Annotated in this window: 20 protein-coding genes and 1 pseudogene; 12 read left to right on the top strand and 9 right to left on the bottom strand. The window is 65.8% G+C overall.

Annotation, left to right across the window (positions count from 1 at the left end):
• Window positions 1–57 precede the first annotated feature (57 nt).
• The 4 genes and pseudogenes from M9978_RS12240 to M9978_RS23545 all read left to right on the top strand — a co-directional run.
• Window positions 58–657 carry a cold-shock protein gene (locus tag M9978_RS12240; protein WP_254293558.1) on the top strand — a complete coding sequence of 200 codons (600 nt, stop codon included), beginning with the start codon at window positions 58–60 and terminating at the stop codon, window positions 655–657.
• A 4-nt stretch (window positions 658–661) separates the two neighbouring features.
• Window positions 662–1,168 carry a DUF192 domain-containing protein gene (locus M9978_RS12235; RefSeq protein WP_254293556.1) on the top strand — a complete coding sequence of 169 codons (507 nt, stop codon included), beginning with the start codon at window positions 662–664 and terminating at the stop codon, window positions 1,166–1,168.
• Between the two features lie 491 nt (window positions 1,169–1,659).
• The gene (locus M9978_RS12230) at window positions 1,660–2,052 is read left to right on the top strand and encodes an NADH:ubiquinone oxidoreductase subunit NDUFA12 (RefSeq protein WP_254293554.1); all 393 of its coding nucleotides are present in this window, start codon (window positions 1,660–1,662) and stop codon (window positions 2,050–2,052) included.
• Window positions 2,052–2,489: pseudogene (locus M9978_RS23545) on the top strand (DUF2155 domain-containing protein); the annotation flags it as partial. The gene M9978_RS12230 and the pseudogene M9978_RS23545, both read left to right, overlap by 1 nt.
• A gap of 35 nt (window positions 2,490–2,524) precedes the next feature.
• Here the strand turns inward: M9978_RS23545 and aat are convergent.
• Complete coding sequence (gene aat / locus M9978_RS12220; protein WP_367305079.1) at window positions 2,525–3,277, bottom strand: leucyl/phenylalanyl-tRNA--protein transferase; 753 nt, start codon at window positions 3,275–3,277, stop codon at window positions 2,525–2,527.
• Complete coding sequence (locus tag M9978_RS12215) at window positions 3,274–4,008, bottom strand: ParA family protein (RefSeq protein WP_254293552.1); 735 nt, start codon at window positions 4,006–4,008, stop codon at window positions 3,274–3,276. Before M9978_RS12215 ends, aat begins: the two co-directional genes overlap by 4 nt.
• A gap of 215 nt (window positions 4,009–4,223) precedes the next feature.
• Between M9978_RS12215 and M9978_RS12210 the strand changes: the two genes are divergently transcribed.
• Entirely contained in the window at window positions 4,224–6,323 is a 2,100-nt protein-coding gene (locus tag M9978_RS12210; RefSeq protein WP_254293550.1) for a M3 family metallopeptidase, read from the top strand.
• Window positions 6,324–6,380: 57 nt separating this feature from the next.
• On the opposite strand, the gene M9978_RS12205 is transcribed toward M9978_RS12210, so the two are convergent.
• From M9978_RS12205 to M9978_RS12190, 4 genes are all read right to left on the bottom strand, one after another.
• Entirely contained in the window at window positions 6,381–6,767 is a 387-nt protein-coding gene (locus tag M9978_RS12205) for a hypothetical protein (RefSeq protein ID WP_254293548.1), read from the bottom strand.
• A 96-nt stretch (window positions 6,768–6,863) separates the two neighbouring features.
• Window positions 6,864–8,168 carry a DNA polymerase Y family protein gene (locus tag M9978_RS12200; RefSeq protein ID WP_254293545.1) on the bottom strand — a complete coding sequence of 435 codons (1,305 nt, stop codon included), beginning with the start codon at window positions 8,166–8,168 and terminating at the stop codon, window positions 6,864–6,866.
• A gap of 377 nt (window positions 8,169–8,545) precedes the next feature.
• Window positions 8,546–9,496, bottom strand: a complete 951-nt coding sequence (locus M9978_RS12195; RefSeq protein WP_254293543.1) for an L-lactate dehydrogenase — start codon at window positions 9,494–9,496, stop codon at window positions 8,546–8,548.
• A 154-nt stretch (window positions 9,497–9,650) separates the two neighbouring features.
• Window positions 9,651–10,184: an RcnB family protein gene (locus tag M9978_RS12190; RefSeq protein WP_254293541.1), complete on the bottom strand. Its 534-nt coding sequence runs from the start codon at window positions 10,182–10,184 to the stop codon at window positions 9,651–9,653.
• A gap of 452 nt (window positions 10,185–10,636) precedes the next feature.
• On the opposite strand from M9978_RS12190, the gene M9978_RS12185 reads away from it, so the two are divergent.
• Window positions 10,637–11,089, top strand: coding sequence for a hypothetical protein (locus M9978_RS12185; protein ID WP_254293539.1), 453 nt, complete (start codon window positions 10,637–10,639; stop codon window positions 11,087–11,089).
• 11 nt (window positions 11,090–11,100) lie between these two features.
• A complete protein-coding gene (locus M9978_RS12180; protein ID WP_254293537.1) occupies window positions 11,101–12,012 on the top strand; it encodes an alpha/beta hydrolase in 912 nt (303 codons plus the stop codon).
• Between the two features lie 9 nt (window positions 12,013–12,021).
• Here the strand turns inward: M9978_RS12180 and M9978_RS12175 are convergent, their stop codons facing one another.
• The 3 genes from M9978_RS12175 to M9978_RS12165 are packed head-to-tail and all read right to left on the bottom strand — an operon-like array spanning window position 12,022 to window position 14,738.
• Complete coding sequence (locus tag M9978_RS12175) at window positions 12,022–13,035, bottom strand: inorganic phosphate transporter (protein WP_254293535.1); 1,014 nt, start codon at window positions 13,033–13,035, stop codon at window positions 12,022–12,024.
• Window positions 13,035–14,162 carry a DUF47 family protein gene (locus tag M9978_RS12170; protein ID WP_254293597.1) on the bottom strand — a complete coding sequence of 376 codons (1,128 nt, stop codon included), beginning with the start codon at window positions 14,160–14,162 and terminating at the stop codon, window positions 13,035–13,037. The genes M9978_RS12175 and M9978_RS12170 overlap by 1 nt, the downstream gene beginning before the upstream one ends.
• 45 nt (window positions 14,163–14,207) lie before the next feature.
• Complete coding sequence (locus M9978_RS12165) at window positions 14,208–14,738, bottom strand: DNA-deoxyinosine glycosylase (RefSeq protein WP_254293533.1); 531 nt, start codon at window positions 14,736–14,738, stop codon at window positions 14,208–14,210.
• A 25-nt stretch (window positions 14,739–14,763) separates the two neighbouring features.
• Here M9978_RS12165 and M9978_RS12160 point away from each other — a divergent pair, with 25 nt between their 5' ends.
• The 5 genes from M9978_RS12160 to rsmH all read left to right on the top strand — a co-directional run bounded on the left by M9978_RS12160 (window position 14,764) and on the right by rsmH (window position 18,216).
• The gene (locus M9978_RS12160; protein WP_254293531.1) at window positions 14,764–15,093 is read left to right on the top strand and encodes an Mpo1-like protein; all 330 of its coding nucleotides are present in this window, start codon (window positions 14,764–14,766) and stop codon (window positions 15,091–15,093) included.
• A 45-nt stretch (window positions 15,094–15,138) separates the two neighbouring features.
• The gene (locus M9978_RS12155; protein WP_254293529.1) at window positions 15,139–16,131 is read left to right on the top strand and encodes a cysteine synthase A; all 993 of its coding nucleotides are present in this window, start codon (window positions 15,139–15,141) and stop codon (window positions 16,129–16,131) included.
• Between the two features lie 50 nt (window positions 16,132–16,181).
• The gene (locus M9978_RS12150; RefSeq protein WP_254293526.1) at window positions 16,182–16,478 is read left to right on the top strand and encodes a hypothetical protein; all 297 of its coding nucleotides are present in this window, start codon (window positions 16,182–16,184) and stop codon (window positions 16,476–16,478) included.
• Window positions 16,479–16,777: 299 nt separating this feature from the next.
• Window positions 16,778–17,287, top strand: a complete 510-nt coding sequence (locus M9978_RS12145; protein ID WP_254293524.1) for a division/cell wall cluster transcriptional repressor MraZ — start codon at window positions 16,778–16,780, stop codon at window positions 17,285–17,287.
• Window positions 17,284–18,216, top strand: a complete 933-nt coding sequence (gene rsmH, locus M9978_RS12140; protein WP_254293522.1) for a 16S rRNA (cytosine(1402)-N(4))-methyltransferase RsmH — start codon at window positions 17,284–17,286, stop codon at window positions 18,214–18,216. Before M9978_RS12145 ends, rsmH begins: the two co-directional genes overlap by 4 nt.
• Window positions 18,217–18,221: the final 5 nt, after the last annotated feature.

Below are 18,221 nucleotides of genomic sequence, written 5' to 3'. Positions count from 1 at the left end.
AGGATTCGCACCAGTCGGAAATGCTGTGTTAATGTCGGCGGTCTGGGGGAAATCTTCATGCGCGTTTCGCCGCAGGGAGTGCAGGAAGAATATGACGTCGTGCCGATCGGTGCGACGCTTTCTGCGCTGGATGCGGCGGAGAGTTGGGCGGACGAACCGCGCCACGCCGGCACCGTCAAATGGTTCGATGTCACCCGCGGCTTCGGCTTCATAGTCGCCGATGACGAGACCGTCGGCGACATCCTCATCCATTTCTCGGTGCTTCAGCCGCATGGCCGACGCAGCCTGCCTGAAGGCGCACGGGTCGAGTGCACCACGGTCAAGCGCGAGCGTGGTCTGCAGGCGCGCGAGATCCTGTCGATCGACCTCACCAACGCGGTCGAGCCGGTCAAGCCGCGGAGCAGCGGCGGCGACCGCACCGACCGGCTGGGCCTGATCGATTCCGCCGGCCCGTTCGAGCCGGTAACCGTCAAATGGTTCAATCGCCTCAAGGGCTATGGCTTTCTGGTGCGCGACGCCGATTCGGCCGATATATTCGTGCACATGGAAACGCTTCGCCGGGCGGAGATTTATGACGTCGAACCAGACCAGCCGCTACGCGCCCGCATCGTCGAGGGCGAAAAGGGACCGCTCGCGGTCGTCGTCGAACAGGCTTAGTTTGTTGTTCAGCATCGCTGGATTGCGGCGCCGCACCACCAGCGGCGTGCTGCTGGCAATAGGCGCGCTGGCACTGCTGCCCGGCTGCCAGGGCACCGATGCCGGCAACGCGCCTGCCGAGCAGTCGATGGCGCAGGCGGTTGTCACCGTCGAAAGCGCCGGCGCAAAGCACGTCTTCAAGGTAGGAGTCGCGCGCACAGCGCAGGAGCAGCAGCGCGGTCTGATGTTCCGCACCGGCATCCCCGCCGATGGCGGCATGCTCTTCGCGCCCTATCCCGCCGGCGGCGGCGCGCCGAAGGAGGCGAGCTTCTGGATGAAGGATACGCCAAGCCCGCTCGACATCATCTTCATCCGCGCCGACGGCACCATCGCGCACATCGCGGAGAACACCGTGCCCTTCTCGGAGGCGCAGGTGAGATCGGGCGAGCCGGTCGCGGCCGTGCTGGAGATCAACGGCGGAAGGTCCGCGGAGCTGGGCATATCGGTCGGCGACAAGGTGAGCTGGAAGTAGCAACTTCTAGCACTCTCGCTTGCGGGAGAGGGGCGGGTGAGGGCCTTCTTGCTTTTCTAGCCAATGGTCAGCGCTGCGCGGGCTTGCGGCGAGCCCGAAAACACAAAAGAAGACCCTCCCCAACCCCTGCCGCGAAGGGCGGGAGGGGCTAAGAATGGCTGCACCCGACCGGTCTCAATTCGCCATTCCCTTCGGCAAACGCAACGGCCTGTCGAAGACCCATCACAAGAAGTGTCGAAATCGTCACATTGAGATTCCACCGCACGTCGCGCAATCGGCGTAAAATCGTGTTCAACCTTGCTACCGCTGCCATCTTAATCCCCAAAAATCGCGACAAATCAGCCTGTCGAACTGATCGCTTTCCTATGAACCAAATCGGTTATGTCACTCAAGATAGGCCACTGCCGAAGTCCGTAGCCGAACGATGACAACGCCACGCCCCCACGCAAACCCGATTGCCGCCGCCGCGCAGGTCTCGTAAAGCGCGGGCCATGAGCATCTTCGCCAACATTTTCACCTGGTGGAACGGTTCCACCTTCGGCACCTGGGTCGGTCTGCGCGGCAAGGACGTGGTGGGCGAGGATGCGTTGGGCAACGTCTATTATCAGGGCGGGCGCGACACCGCGGGCAACCCGCGCCGCTGGGTGATCTACAAGGGCTCGAACGATTCGAGCCGCGTGCCGCCCGAATGGTTCAGCTGGCTTCACCACCAGATCGACGACATCCCCTCGCGCGCGCTGCCGCCGGTGCGGCAGTGGGAACAGCCGGCGCTGGCCAACCTGACCGGCACCGCCGCCGCCTATCGTCCGGCGGGCGCGCTCGAAAAGGGCGGCGAGCGCATCGGCGCGACCGGAGACTACGAAGCCTGGACGCCCGGCGCCTGATGCGCCTGACCCGGCTTGCTGTCCTGCTGACGGCGCCGCTGGCGCTGGCGGGTTGCGACTGGGTGAAGAGCCTTCAGCCTGAACCCAAAAAATCGGCGGCGGCCGACAAGGTCGAGGTCGCGCCTAAGGGCGGCGGGCCGGGCGAGGAGATCGTCACGGTCGACGCGAGCGGCGCGGCAGCGTCGACCGCGGGCGCGACGCCGATGAATGATCGTGTCGCGGTGCTCGGCCTGCTCAACAAGCGCAATGGCGTCGCGCGCGACATCTCGTTGAAGCCCGGGCAGGCCACGCGCGTCGGCGACGTCATCGTCCGGCTGCGCGCATGCGAGAAGACGGCGCCGTTCGAGAGCGAGCAATATACCGGCGCCTTCGCTCAGGTCGACGTGCGCGGCACCGATGGCAATTGGTCACGCGTCTTTTCGGGCTGGCTGTTCAAGGAGCGGCCCGCGCTCAACGTCGTGCCGCACCCGATCTACGACGTCTGGGTCAAAAGCTGCGCGATGACCTTCCCCGAAACGGGCGGCGAGACGGTGGACGGCGCAGCGCCCGATGGCGACGCGCCGAAAGCGTCGAGCGCGCCGAAGTCGCCGGCCACCACCGCAACACCCGTCGCCAGACCCGCCGAGCCTTCGCCGAGCGAATCCGACAAGAGCGAAAGGTAAGTCTCGCGCGGCACCTCCACCGCGCCCAGCGAGGCGAGGTGGTCGGTCATGAACTGGCAGTCGAGCAACGTGAACCCGCCGAGCCGCAGCCGCGCCACCAGCGCCGCGATCGCCACCTTGGACGCGTCGCGCGCGCGGCTGACCATCGATTCGCCGAAGAACGCCCGGCCCAATGCGAGTCCATAGAGTCCGCCGACCAGCTGCTCGCCGTCCCAGCATTCGACCGAATGCGCGAAGCCGCGGCGGTGCAACTCGCCGAACACGCGTTCGATCGCCGGGTTGATCCAAGTGTCCGGGCGGTCGTCGGCGGACTCGGCGCACAGCGCGATCACTTGCTCCAACGCCGCGTCGGCAGTGACGCGGAAGCGGCCGGACGTGAGCGTCTTGCGCAGCGAGCGCGAGAGGTGGAAGCCGTCGAGCGGGAGGATCGCGCGCTGGCGCGGCTCGACCCAGAATACGCTGGCCTCGTCGCGATGCTCGGCCATCGGGAACACGCCCATCGCATAGGCGCGCAACACCAGATCGGGGTCGAGATCCTGCGAGCGGGGCGTCGGGCGGGTCATGCTTTCCTTTTCGCTTTGGCGAGGCGACGTTCGATCGCCTGCCACAGCTCGGCAAACGCCCTGGCCCCGGCAGTGCGCCCGGCAAAGGCGCCGACCGGCGCACGCCGCGCCGCCATCGTCTCGACCACGCTCGCCATCGGAATGACGGGCCAGCCGGGATTTCGCGCAATCGTCTCTGCGTGCAGCTTGCGGCGGCGGTCGGCCATCGAATGCACCGGCATCAGCCGCCCGGTCGCCTTGTTGCCGAGATGGGCCTCGATTTCGGCCAGCGCGCGTTCCGAGAGTGGCGAGGGGATCACCGGCACCACGATCAGGTCGGCGGCGCGCATTACCTGCTCGCTGGTCTCGGTCAGGCCCGGCGGACAATCGAGCACCATGCGGTCATAGGCCTTGTCGAGCTGGCCGAGCAGCTTGGCGAGCCGCTTCTTCTTGTCGAGTTCGTGGAACAGCAGGTCGAGCCCGCGCAGCGACGCGTCGGCGCCGATCAGGTCGAGCCGCGCGGTCGCGCTCGCGTGGACCAGCTTGGCCGGCTCCACATCCTTGCTGAACACCGACTGCGCCTGTGCCTTGCCTGTGCCGCCGCCGAGCAGGAAGGTCGCGGCGGCCTGCGGGTCGAGGTCCCACAGCAATGTCCGGCGGGCTGACAGCGTCGCGGAGCACCAGGCCAAATTGACCGCCAGCGTCGTCTTTCCGACCCCGCCCTTGAGACTATAGACCGCAACCGTCGCCAACCCTCAACTCCTTGCACTCAGCGTGGCACAAGCAGGCGATGGATGAAAATTGTTTCAGTTCACCGCGCAGTCAGCTGTCATAGGCGAATGGTACACAGGCTTGCGCTCCGCCTGATGGCGACGGTATCACCTGCAACATCATTCAATTCCCGGGAATTCTCATGAAACTAGCCCTTGGCGCGGCGCTGTTTGCCACTACCTCGCTCCTGACCCCGATGAGTTTGGCCAGCACCATGCAACAGACCGCGCCTGCGCCGACCGCGCCCAATCCCGCACCGATGACCGACGTCTGGCCCGGGCCGTATGATGGCGTGCCCCAGTGGGACAAGGTGACGCCGGCGATGTTCCCGGCCGCGTTCGAGCGGGGGATGGCCGAGGCGCGCGCGCAATTCGCCAAGGTGCGCGACAATCCCGAAGCGCCCACCTTCGCCAACACGATCGAGGCGCAGCAAAAGGCGACCAACTCGCTGAACCGCGTCTTCCCGGTATGGGGCGTCTATACCAGCAACCTCGCTACGCCCGAGGTTCAGAAGATCGCGACCGAGTGGAGCCCTAAGCTCTCGGCCTTCTCGACCGAACTCAGCCTCGACCGCAAGATGTTCGCCCGCGTCAAGACACTCTACGACAAGCGCCAAACGCTCGGCCTCAACGCGCAGCAGCTCCGGCTGCTCGAGCGCAGCTATCGCGATTCGGTGACCTCCGGCGCGCTGCTCAACGAGGCGCAGAAGACCGAGATCAAGCGCATCAACGGCGAGCTGGCCAAGGCCTATACCGAGTTCAGCAAGCGCGTGCTGGCGGACGAAGAGACGGCGATCTTCATCGACAAGGAAGCCGACCTCGCCGGACTGCCCGACAGCTTCAAGTCGAGCCTCGCCGACGAAGCCAAGGCGCGCGGGCAGGCGGGCAAATGGGCGGTCAAGAACACGCGCTCGTCGATGCAGCCCTTCCTGATGTACGCCAGCAACCGCGCGCTGCGTGAGAAGATCTACAACGCCTATATCAACCGCGGCGACAATGGCGACGCCAACGACACCAATGCGGTGATCGCCGGCATCCTCAAGCTGCGCCAGGAACGCGCGGTCATCCTCGGCTTCAAGACGCATGCCGACTATCGCATGGACGAAACGATGGCGGAGACGCCGGCCAATGCCATGAAGCTGATGATGTCGGTCTGGCCCGCCGCGCGCGCCCGCGTGCTGGAGGAAGTCGCCGACATGCAGAAGCTCGCCGACGCCGAGGCTGCGGCGGGCAGGGGGCCGAAGATCAAGGTCGAAGGCTGGGACTATCGCTACTATGCCGAGAAGGTGCGCAAGGCGAAGTATGACCTCGATGAGAGCGAGGTGAAGCCGTATCTCGAGCTCAACAACATGGTGAACGCCATGTTCTACGCGGCGGGGCGGCTCTACGATCTCAATTTCAAGGAGAATAGCGGCGCGGTGCCGGTGTTCCATCCCGACGTCCGCACCTTCGAGGTGACGCGGCAGGGGCAGGTCGTCGGCGTCTTCTACCTCGACAATTTCGCGCGGGCGGGGAAGCGCTCGGGCGCCTGGGCGACGGCCTATCGGGGGCGGTCCGGGCTGCGCGGCGACAAGCTCGTGCTGGCATCGAACAACAACAATTTCACCAAGGGCGGGGCGGGTGCGCCGACGCTGATCAGCATCGACGACGCCTCGACGCTGTTCCACGAGTTCGGCCATGCGCTGCACAGCCTGCTCGGCAATGTCTATTATCCGGGTCTCGGCGGCACGCCGCGGGACTTTGTGGAATATCCCAGCCAGGTGAACGAGAACTGGTTGCTGACCCCCGACGTGCTCAACCGCTTCGCCAAGCATTACAAGACGGGCGAGGTGATTCCTGCGGCGTTGGTCGAGAAGATCGAGAAGGCGCAGACGTTCAACCAAGGGTTCGACACGGTCGAATATCTGTCGTCGGCGATCGTCGACATGAAGCTGCATGACCGCACCACGCCGGTGACCGATCCGGATGCGTTCGAGCGGACGGCGCTGGCCGAGCTGCAGATGCCCAGGGAGATCGTCATGCGGCACCGGTTGCCGCAGTTCAATCACCTGTTCTCGTCCGACGCCTATTCGGCGGGCTATTATTCCTACCTGTGGTCGGAGACGATGGACGCCGACACCTGGGCGGCGTTCGAGGAGAGCGGGAACGTCTGGGACAAGACGACCGCCGACAAGTTCCGCACCGTGCTGCTGGAGACGGGCAACGAGACCGACCGGAAGGTGGCGTACCGGGCGTTTCGGGGCCGCGATCCGGATGTGAAGGCGCTGTTCAAGCGGCGGGGGTTTCCGAGCCAGTGACGAAAAAGGGCCGGTGGGTGAACCACCGGCCCTTTTTTTTAATCACTTAAGCCGCAATCAGGCGTGGCAGGTGAGCTTGCCCTTGCCGGGCAGTTCGACGGTCGCGGTCTTCGAATTGCCGGTCAGCTTGTAGCCGCCCTCGGCCGTGAAGGGCTGGCCTGCCTCGGCCGCCTTGAGGTCGGTCGGGTCGCCATCGCGCTCGGTGCGGACCTTGACCAGCTTGTCGCCCTCGAAGAATTCGGCGAACACAAGCGCGTTGCCGGGCTGGCAGCGCATCGAGACCGAAGCCTTGATCGCCGGCGGCAGCTCGACCTTCGGCGCATTCTTGAGCTGCTCCTCGAGCGGATCGGGCGCGCGGCTATCGACCACTTCGGGCTTGTTGTCACAGGCGGCGAGCGACAGGAGCGCGATCGCGGCGGCGGGGAGGAGGGGGCGGATGTTCATAGCGAGCGGTCCTTTTGCTTACGCAGCAATTGACGTCAAGAGATACGTTATACCGGGCACCAATCGATTTTGCGGTGCAATAGGCAAGTTCAACGCTCACTCGTGAAATTCATCGAGATCAGGGATACGGCCGAACGCAATTTTCGTTCCGATGCGATCGCTTCGGCTGCCGTCCATCGGCCCGACCGAGACGGCATGACGCCCGAACTTTTCATTGATCCGGTCCATCGCCCTGCTGAGCGAGAGCGTTCGCGTCTCGCGCGCCAGCGGGTCGTTGGGATCGAGCATCGCGAACAGCGAATCCTGCTCGCCCTCAAGCGGCGCGATTTCGGCCAGCGTCACCCCGATCATGCGGATCTGGAAGCCGCCGGCACGCATGCGGCCGGCCTCCTTGAGCCGCGGGAAGATCGAATCGAGCGCGGCGAGGACGGTGAAGCTGTCCTGCGTCGAGGGCAGCTTGATCGATGTGCGCCAGACCGACTTGTCATCCTCGAACCGCGCATGCAGCACCAATAGCCGGCTGACCTTGCCCTTGCGCCGCAAGCGGCTCGCGGCCTTGAGCGCGAGGCGGCGGGCGGTGAGGCGGACCGGCTCATAGCCGCGCTTGCGGGGCGAGAGGACGTGGCTGTGACCGATGGTGCGGCTCTGCGTCGGCTTTTCGGGCAGGTCGAAGCCGTGGAGCAGATACCAGAGCCGGTCGCCATTGACCCCGCCCCAGGCGGAGCCCGCGTCGCGCGGGCGGCGATCGCACAGCTGGCCGATGTCGAGAATGCCCTGCTGCGCGAGCCGCTTCTCCATCTTCGCGCCAATCCCGGCGATGTCGCGCAGCGGCATCGAGAACAGGCGATGCGGCAGTTCCTCCTCGCTCAGCACGACGAGGCCGTCGGGCTTCTGCATGTCGCTGGCGAGCTTGGCGAGCAGGCGGTTGGGGGCGATGCCGACCGACGAAGTGAGGCACTCGCCGACGTTGGCGCGGATGCCGGCCTTGATGCGGTTGGCGAGCGCGATGGCGGTGTCGCGGTCATTCTCGTTGTCGAGCAGGCGGCAGGCGACCTCGTCGATCGAGCAGACGCGGTCGACCGGGATGTGCTTCCACACTTCGTCGACGATCATCTGGTGGAATTCGACGTACTTCTCGTGCTGGCCGGGGGTGACGATGAGGTCGCGGCACAGGCGCTTCGCTTCCCACACCGGCGTGCCGGTGCGGATGCCGTATTTCTTGGCCTGGACCGAAGCGGCGATGGCGACGGTGGTGTCGGAATTGACCGGCGCGACGATGATCGGCTTGCCGCGAAGATCCGGGTTCAACTGCTGCTCGACCGCCGCGAAATAGCTGTTGAGGTCGAGATACAGCCAGCGCAGCGGGCGGGGCGGAAGGTCGAGAGGCGCCGCGTCGGGCATGGCGGAACGATACGCGAACGGGGGCGGGGAGTCACGCGGCGGCGCGGGGGTACCCAAAATGATCGAAGTTGACAGGGGTACGAGGGGAAGTTGACAGTTTTGGGGGGTGTCATGCGCGAGGCGGGGACGGCGGAAAGTCACAAAGGTCCCGACATCCTTCGCGCGCGAGCGGGCGCGGGAGGGCGTGCGGGTGACGCCTGCGGTTGCGCGGGACGAACTTGAAGGGAAGGGCGGCATGAGGAGCGTCCCGGCGAAAAGGGGACGGATGAGATATGCCGGAATGGGGGTTGTAGGAAAGCGGCCAATCGCCACGTCTTGCCGCAATCGATCGCTGCCGTCAGGCCTGTCCGACCGACGCTGGATGAGGACGGTCTAACCTAGCGATCGAGCGCGTTCAGCGCTTCGGTCAGAGCGTTCGCTGAAATGAGCAGCGCAGCCTCCTCGGCCGGTTCGAGCGGTGGAAACAGGACTCGCTCGATTCCCGCCGAGCCGATGACACAGGGCAGGCTCAGGCAAATATCGGCTGCCCCAAGCCTTCGGTCGATCCATGTGCTCACTGGCAGCACGGCGCGCTCGTCGCGAACGATGGCCTCGCAGATCCGGACGATCGCCGTGGCGATGCCGAACGAGGTATATCCCTTGCCGGTAATGATGCGATAGCCGGCGTCGCGAACATCTACAGCGAGCGCGGCTAGATCGGGCTGGGGATGGCCCGCCGCGAATTGCGCGATCGTCTGGCCGCCGATGCGCACGGTCGAGAATGCGGCAACTTCGCTGTCGCCATGCTCGCCGAGCACATAACCGTCGATCGCGCCGGGTGCGACGTGCAGCGCATCGCCGAGCGCCTGTTTGAGGCGACTGGTGTCGAGCAAGGTGCCGGTGCCGATGACGCGCGTCGGCGCAAATCCCGCGGCGCGCATGGCGACGACGGTCATCAAATCGACGGGGTTCGATGCGACGATCAGCACGCCGGTGAAGCCCCCATCGACAAGCCCGGTTGCGCACGCCCTGACGATCGCGGCACTGCGCGACGCGAGGCTCAGCCGGCTTTCACTGCCGTGCGAGGCTGCGCCGGCGGTGATGACCGCGACTTGCGCCGAAGCGGCATCGTCATAGCATCCAGCCCATATCCGCGCCGGTCGAGCCAATGCATTGGCATCGGCAAGATCCTCCGCCTCGGCGCTGGCCAGTTCGACATTGCTGTCGATCAGGACGATTTCCTCGAACAGCGCCCGCAGCATCATCGCATAGGCGGCGGTCGCGCCAACGTGGCCCGCGCCCACGAAGGCGATGCGGGAGGGCGCGTCGTTCGACGAAACCGTGATCAAGCGATCATTCCTTCTGGAAGATGGCGGCAGAACTGAAGCGTGTTGCAAGGGTATGAGCGACGAGACGGATGCTGTCCGAGTCCCGCCGCCCAATCCCGTGGCGCAGCGCGATCGCGCCGCGCGCTGTCGAGCCGGCACTCCGCCGGCTCGCGAATCACATGTCGCGATATCGCCGCGGGAACACCGCCGCCACGCGGCCGCTGCGTATGTTCACCAGAAGCACATCGTCGCCATAGCGAATCCAGCGTTGATTGCGAGCCAGCGAGCCGAGCTGATAGGCTTCAGGGTTCGAGATCACGTAGCGCGTGCCGTAGAATTTGGGCCGCAGTCGCGAGCCCATCGCAGGCGTGCTCTGGCTCCAGTCGCGGTAGGGTGCTTCGTACCGGCTCGTCTTCTGATCGCGGCGATCTTCGCGCAGTTCCTGTCGGGCATCGCGGAGGTCTTCACGCGCTTCCTGCACGTCCTTGGGGTCGCTGCGATCGCGAGCCTCGACCAGCTGCTCCTGCTTCGTTTCGACCGCGCGCTCGTCCTTGCGGATTTCGCGCTCGGATTGTGCGCTGGCGGTTCCAGCGAGGCTGATGCCGGCGAGAAGCGCGGCGATCAATAATCTGCTCATATTTTGTACCTGGGCTGTGGGGAAGGGGATTTGGCTGGACAACCGCCATGCAGCAATCGCATCGACGCTCATATAAGCGTAGTAATTTATAATATAAGAGCGTATAAATTAAATAATGATGTGACTATATTCCATCCGACAATAGTATAGGTGAATCCGAATTGCGGGTTGTAACGGCAGGATAATTTGATGGATCCTCTAACTTTTATTACGATAATCCTTGTTTTGTTCATCATGGGCATGACGGGTGTGTGTGTCTGGACGTTGTGGCACCGCCAAAAGGTTCGGCGCGGCACCTAGCGCAGACGAGTCGGCGCCGATGCTGCTGCGGCTGGTCGAGCCGGGCGTGCCGGCAGCTTTGGAAGCGCAAACCGATCTCGCGGGCGATCTCCGGCAAGTCGCCCCCTCATCACCCATCTCATGCCCGATTTCACCCGTCTGCGCCGTTCTCGCCGGCCTCGAACCATGTTCAACTCGTCTGGGCGGCGACGCGGGTTTGCGGGGCCGGTGCATCGGGAGGCGATATGAGGGCGTTGGTTCTGCTTGGCGCGTTGCTGGTGTCCACGAGCGCTCTGGCGCAATCGACCTTGAAGGCGACCACGCCGGATAGCGCCGAGGCGAAGTCGCTGCCGACGTTCGAGCTGTTCAAGATCGTGCCGGGCAAGCTCGACGAGTTCATGGAGGGCGTCGCGGTGTGGGATCTGGTCAGCATTGCCGGCGGCCAGCCCAAGACGCAGGTCTATCTGCTCAAAAGCGGCCGCTACGACATCTATGACGTGATCCTGTACAAGGAGCCGCGCGTCCCGCCGACACCGGCACAGGAGGCGGCGATGGCGGCGAAGATCAAGGAGCTTGGCCTGCCCACCGGCGACGCGTTCGTGAAGAAATTTCTCACCCAGATCCGCGGCCGCAGCATCCTGGAGATGGAAGGGCCGATCGACGGCGCGGAATGGATGGCGAAGCGCAGGAAGCCATAGGAGTGGGCATGATGGGCATTCGCAACGTTCCCGTTGCGGCTGCGGCTGCGGCTGCGGCTGCGGCCGCGATCGCCATCGCGGCCTTGCCGGTCGCGGCGCAGGACAAGGCGGCGAGCCCGGCGCCGGCGGCAGCGGCGAAGGTGCAGCCCTTTGCAATGCCGCAGACCGACAGCTGGGAGCTCACCTCTGACGGCGGCGAAGTCTATCGCATCTTCGTCTCGTTCCCGATCACGCCGCCGCCGGCCGACGGGTGGCCGGTGCTGTATGTGCTGGACGGCAATGCCGAGTTTGCGGGCTTTGCGGAGGCGCGGCGGGTGCAGGAATATGACGATGTGGGGAAGGGCATCGTCGTCGGCGTCGGCTATCCGACCGACCAGGTCTATGACTCGCGGCGATTGTACGATTATGCGCCCAAGATCCCCAATCCGCCGCCGCCCGGGATGGAGCGGTTCGCCAAGTTGCGGAGCGGCGGGCAGGACCCGTTCGTGGCGTTCCTGACCGGAAAGCTGCGCGCCGAGATCGCGCGGCGCTATACGATCAACCCGCATCGCCAGTCGCTGTTCGGCCATTCGCTCGGTGGGTTGCTCGCGCTGCATGCGCTCTACACGCGGTCCGATGCCTTCAATGCGATCGTCGCGGCGAGTCCGTCGCTGGCGTGGAACGGGCAGAGCGTGCTGCCGCTGGAGCGCGAGTTCACCGCGCGGCTGGTCGCCGGGAAAATCGCGCGGCCGAGCCGGCTGATGGTGGTGGTCGGCGGGCAGGAAGGCGGCGCGGAAACGGCGGCGTCGTTCGCGCGGCGGATCGACCGGCTGTCCGGCTATGGCCTGCGCTCGCAATTCCGGCTGTATGGCGAGGAAGGCCATATGAGCGTGCCGTCGCGCGCGGTCACCGATACGCTGCGTTTCGTGTTCGGGGCGCGCTGAGCCGCCCCGTCAGAACAACGTCGTCAGGCCATAGAACAGCGCGCCGACGGCCGCCGAGGCGGGGATGGTGATCACCCACGCCGCGATGACGTTCTGCGCCACGCCCCAGCGCACGGCGCTGGCGCGGCGGGCGGTGCCGGCACCGATGATGCTGCCGGTGATGGTGTGGGTGGTGGAGACGGGGATGCCGAGCAGCGACGCAGTGAACACCATGATCGAGCCGCCCATCGAGGCGCTGAAGCCCTGGTGCTGGGACAGCTTAGTGATGCGGCTGCCCATCGTCTCGATGATCTTCCACCCGCCGGAGAGCGTGCCGAGCGCGATCGCGATGTAGCACGCGATGGCGACCCAGTGGGGGACGTGGAACTCGCCCGACAGGTATCCCGTGGAGTAGAGCAGGACGGTGATGATCCCCATCGTCTTCTGCGCGTCGTTGAGGCCGTGGCTGATCGAATAGGCGGCGGAGGAGACGAGGTGGAGCGCGCGGAAGCTCTTTTCGGCGACGCGGTTGCTGGCGCGGGCGAAGGCCCAGCTGCTGATCAGCATGATCAGCATCGCGAGCAGCATGCCGAGCAGGGGCGAGAGGACGATGGCGATCAGCGTCTTGTTGAGGCCGGTCCACTGGATGCCGGTGAAGCCGGCATGCGCGACGCCGGCGCCGACGATGCCGCCGACCAGCGCGTGGCTGGAGGAGGAGGGGATACCCTTGAGCCATGTGACGACGTTCCAGAACATCGCGCCGACCAGCGCGCCGAACACGACGCCGGGGGTGACGAGGTCCTTGTCGATCAGGCCCTTGCCGATCGTTTCGGCGACCTTGTGCAGCTCGGGGAAGCCGAGCGTGAGGAAATAGGCCGCGAAGTTGAAGAAGGCGGCGAAGGCGACCGCCTGCACCGGGCCGAGCAGGCGGGTGGCGACGACGGTCGCGATCGAGTTGGCGGCGTCGTGCAGGCCATTGAGGAAGTCGAAGGCGAGCGCGACGAGGATCAGGCCGACGAGCAGCGGAAACGCGAGTTCATGCATTACGCGTGGTCGATCACGATGCCGTCGATCTCGTTGGCGACGTCTTCCAGCGCGTCGACGATGCGTTCGAGATGCTTGTAGATTTCGCGCGCGACGATGAACTTGAGCGTGTCGGTGGCGCCATATTCGGTGAAGGCGCGCTTGATGCCGGCGTCGTGGATGTCGTCGGCATGGCCCTCCATGCGGACGAGGCGCTCGGTCAGCTCGTGCAGGCGTGCGCCGTTCTTCGCGACGTCGCGCAGCAGCGGCATGGCTTCACAGGTAAGACGAGCGGCATCGACGATGATCGCGGCCATGTCGCGCATCTCGGGCTCGAACACCGTGACTTCGTAGAGATCGACCGCGGCGGCGGCGGCCTGCATCTCGTCCACCGCATCGTCCATCGCGCCGATCAGGCTGGTGATCGCGCTGCGGTCGAACGGGGTGAGGAAGGTTTTCCGCACGGTCTGGAGCACTTCGCGGATGATGTTGTCGGCATCATGCTCGCGCTCCATGATCTCACGGATGTGATCCTGGGTCGGACCGCCATTCTGCTGGAACAGCCGCGCGAGCGCGTCGGCCGCGGCGGTGATGGTGACCGCATGCGCCTCGAACAGCTCGAAGAAGTTGCCGGTCTTGGGGAGGAGGCGCTGGAACCAGCCGAACATGTGGGGAATCCTCGATTTCTGGGCGACGGCGGCGAGCATGGTGGCGCGCCTTGTGGCGGCCTTGAACTCGCGCGCGTCGAACGAGCGGATGAGATCGCGAAGGTCGGGCTCCTCGACCGCGTCGGCGGCGTCGGCGAGCGTGAACCAGCGGCGTTCGCGCTGGTGCTGCTCCTTCCATTTGAGGAGCTCGGTGGTGACGGCGAGCGGGAAGACCTCGACATCGGCCATCAGCGAGGCGCCGTTGCCGCGGCGCTTGCGGTAACGGTAGCTGCCGATCGGCGTAGGGCAGGCGGCGCCGACGACGCCGGCTTCCTCCTCGGCCTCGCTGGCGGCGGCGACGTGCGGGGCGAGGCCGGAGGCGACATTGCCCTTGGGAATCACCCAGCGCCCGGTGCCGCGCGAAGTGACCAGCAGTACGCGCACGGGGGCGTCGATGGCTGAACCTTCGGTGCGATAGGGCAGGGCGGCGATCTGGCGAATGGCTATGGCTCCGGTTGGCGCTCCGATGCCCGATCGCGGGGAATGTTACAATATTGTGACGCGAGTTTGTGGTGGATGGTCAGTAAGGTGCTCGCGCAGGGCGAGCCAGGCGGGCAGCTTGGCGGCGAGGCCGACGGTGTGCAGCGGGCTGCTGGAGGGCAGGGCGATGGTGGCGAGCGAGGTCGGGCCGAGCTGGCGCAGCCCGTGTTTCAGCGCGGTGCCGCCGTTGAAGGCGATCGCGCGCAGGCCGGGTAGCGTGGCGGCGAGCGCGGCGATGTCGTTGGGGGCGATGTCGGCGAGCGCGGCGTCGGCGCTGCCCTCGCGGCGGGCGGTGGCGACCACGTCCCACAGGCCGATATGATGGTCGAGCAGCGCGGCGAGGCGGTCGGGGTAAGCGAGGGTGGTGAGGTCGCGGCCGATGACGGCAGAGATCAGTGGCCAGAACTGGTTCTGCGGGTGGGCGTAATATTGGCGCTGGGCGAGGCTGCGCTCACCGGGGAGGCTGCCGCAGATGAGCAGATGGGTGTGGGCGTCGGCTACCGGGGGGAAGCTAGATTTGAGCGCGGTTGATTGCATGATCCGGGCGTCCTAGCATCGGTGCATGGCGCGCGCGATCACCCGCTATGCCGAGTTCTGGCCTTATTACCTTCGCGAACATGCGAAGCCGCAGACGCGGGCGCTGCATTATGCGGGGACCGGGCTGACCTTCGTCGCGCTGGCGGCGGGGATCTGGCTCAATGCGTGGTGGTTGCTGGCGATTCCGCTGGCGGGCTACGGGTTCGCGTGGAGCGGGCATTTCGGGGTGGAGAAGAACCGGCCGGCGACCTTCACCTATCCGTTGTGGTCGCTGGGCAGCGACTATCGCATGTTCTTCCTGTGGTCGACGGGGCGGTTGGGGCCGCATTTGAAGGCGGCTGGCGTCTCGACATAGTTTCACTTGCTTGCGAGTGCGCGTGCGGCGTGCAATCCAAGCCCCATGCAGATCGCAAAAGATACGCTCGCGCTGATCGGGAACACGCCCTTGGTGCGCCTCAAGGGGCCGAGCGAGGCCGCCGGGTGCGACATCTTCGGCAAGTGCGAATTCGCCAATCCCGGCGCCAGCGTGAAGGACCGCGCGGCGCTGTTCATTGTCGAGGATGCCGAGGAACGCGGGCTGATCCAGCCCGGCGGCACGATCGTCGAGGGGACCGCGGGCAATACCGGGATCGGGCTGGCGCTGGTCGCCAATGCCAAGGGCTACAAGACGATCATCGTCATGCCCGAGACGCAGAGCCGCGAGAAGATGGACACGCTGCGCGCGCTCGGCGCCGAGCTGGTGCTGGTGCCGGCGGCGCCCTATTCGAACCCCGGCCATTTCGTACACACCAGCCGCCGCATCGCGGAGGAGACGCCCAACGCCATCTGGGCCAACCAGTTCGACAATATCGCCAACCGCCGCGCGCATATCGTGACGACCGCGGAAGAGATCTGGACGCAGATGGAGGGGCGGATCGACGGCTTCACCTGTTCGGCCGGCACCGGGGGCACGCTGGCGGGCGTCGGGCTGGGGCTCAAGGAAAGGGACGAGAAGGTCAGAATCGCGCTGACCGATCCGCACGGCGCGGCGCTGTACGAATATTATGCGCATGGCGAGCTCAAGGCCGAAGGAACGTCGGTCGCCGAGGGGATCGGGCAGGGGCGGATTACCGCGAACCTCGAGGGCGCGCCGGTCGATACGCAATACCGTGTTGCCGACGAGGAAGGGCTGGAATGGGTTCGCCGCCTGCTCGACGAGGAAGGGCTGTGCTTGGGCCTGTCGTCGGGAATCAACGTGGCGGGCGCGGTGCGGCTCGGGCGCGAGCTGGGATCGGGCAAGCGCGTCGCGACGATCCTGTGCGATACCGGCTTTCGTTATCTGTCGACGCTCTACAATGCCGAGTGGCTGCGCGAAAAAGGACTGCCGATTTTCCCTTGGCTTGAGACGAACTGAAACAGGGGTTCGACAAAGCGCTGGCGAAGCGTTACATTTATACCACAGCCATGAAGTCGCTTCCGACCGATCCCAAACAGAGCATGCAGCGAGTCCGCGTGGGCCTGACCGGCCTTGCCACGGTGCTGTTGCTGATCGGCGTGGCGAGCGCGATCTTCTCCTCGGCCGACCGTGAGGCGCCGGTGCTGGCGGACGGCGCGTCGCGGCCCGACGTGGTCGCCAACATGACCGATGGTGCGGCGAATGGCGCCGCCGAAAAGAACGAGCCGATCGCCGAACTGGGCATCGCACCGCGCACCGCAGAGGAAAAGCCCGAGCCGGCACTCAGTCCGACTCCGCAGCGCTGACTTCAGATTCGGCCAAATCGCCGGCTGAAATCCGATCACAGATTCAAGAACAAACGGCGAACTGTTAAGCACTATGCTTAACCGAACGGAGCCGGCTATTGCCGTTCGAACCCATTCGGGACCATCTGGTGGGGCATTTTACCGTGAATTCCCCGGTTCAGGCATTGAAAACCGGACAGGCTTGAGTTACGCCATCAAGTTAACAGGGCAACCTTATCGTCAGCCGGGAATGGGTCCGGGGCGGGCAGCGATGCGCGCTTCCGGAGACGGGGGAGGTTTGTCCGCAGCAAGGGGCGGGCGTGGCGCGAAGCGGGTATCGAGGCGTGGGGCTGCAGATGGTGGACGACAAGGGTCGTGTCGCCATCCCCGCCGCCCTGCGCGCGACGCTCGAGAAGAATAGCGGCCAGCCCGTCGACACCAAGGACAGCCGAGTCGCCATTCTCTCCGCCCATGAGAGCGACCGCTGCCTGATCGCCTATGACGAGCCCTATTTCGACTTGCTGTTCGAGCGGCTGAGCAGCCGCGCCGAAACCTTTGCCGGTGCCCGCGGCGAGGCGGATTCGAACATCATGCGCGAAGGCATCGGCCCCGGCGAGAACATCGCCTTCGACCCCTCCGGCCGATTCATCCTGCCCGGCTTCCTCGGTGAACATGCCGGGGTGAAGAAGCAGGGCTATGCCTTTTTCTATGGCGTCGGCAACGTGATCGAGATCTGGGACCCGAGGACCCTGCTCGATCATCCCAAGGCGCCCGAGATCATGAAGTCGGCGTGCCGCTACCACCTCTCCGAGAAGAAGGTGGTGCTGTGACCGCTCCGCATATCCCCGTCCTGCTCAACGAAGTGATCGACGGCCTCGCGATTTCGCCCGGCGAGCGGCATGTCGACGCGACGTTCGGCGCGGGCGGGTACACCAGCTCGTTCCTCGAGCGGGGAGCCGAGGTGGCCGCTTTCGACCGCGACCCGAGCGCGATCGAGAGCGGCCAAACCCTCGTCGCCGCGAGCAACGGCCGGCTGACGCTGATCGAGGCGCCGTTCTCGGCGATGGACAGCGAGCTCGAATCGCGCGGGCTGGCGCCGGTCGATGGCGTGACGATGGATATCGGCGTGTCGTCGATGCAGCTCGACCAGGCCGAGCGCGGGTTCAGCTTTCAGGGTGACGGGCCGCTCGACATGCGCATGGCCGCAGAGGGGATGACCGCGGCGGAGTTCGTCAACGAGGCGGACGAGGCCGAGATCGCCGACGTGCTGTTCCATTATGGCGAGGAGCCGCGCTCGCGCCGGGTGGCGAAGGCGATCGTCGCGGCGCGACCGCTGAGCCGCACCGGCGAGCTGGCGAACGTCGTGCGCAAGGCGCTGGGCTACAAGCCGCACGACAAGAAGGACCCGGCGACGCGGACCTTTCAGGCGATCCGCATCCATATCAACCGCGAGCTCGACGAACTGGCCGAGGGGCTGGCGGCGGCGGAGCGCGTGCTCAAGCCCGGCGGGCGGCTGGCGGTGGTGACCTTCCACAGCCTGGAAGACCGCATGGTCAAGAAATTCCTGCGCGAGCGGTCGGGGAGCGAGCCGGCCGGATCGCGGCACCGGCCCGCCGCGAGCGCGGCGCGTGCGCCGAGCTTCGAGACCCCCGCCAAGGCGGTGCGGCCGAGCGAGGCAGAGATTGCGGCGAACCCGCGCGCCCGGTCCGCGACGCTCCGCGTCGCGCGGCGCAGCGCGGCGGATGCCTGGGCGAGTTGAGGAGG

The organism is Sphingomonas tagetis, from assembly GCF_024211275.1.
GTDB lineage: Bacteria > Pseudomonadota > Alphaproteobacteria > Sphingomonadales > Sphingomonadaceae > Sphingomonas > Sphingomonas tagetis.
This window is presented reverse-complemented; position numbering and strand designations above follow the sequence as displayed.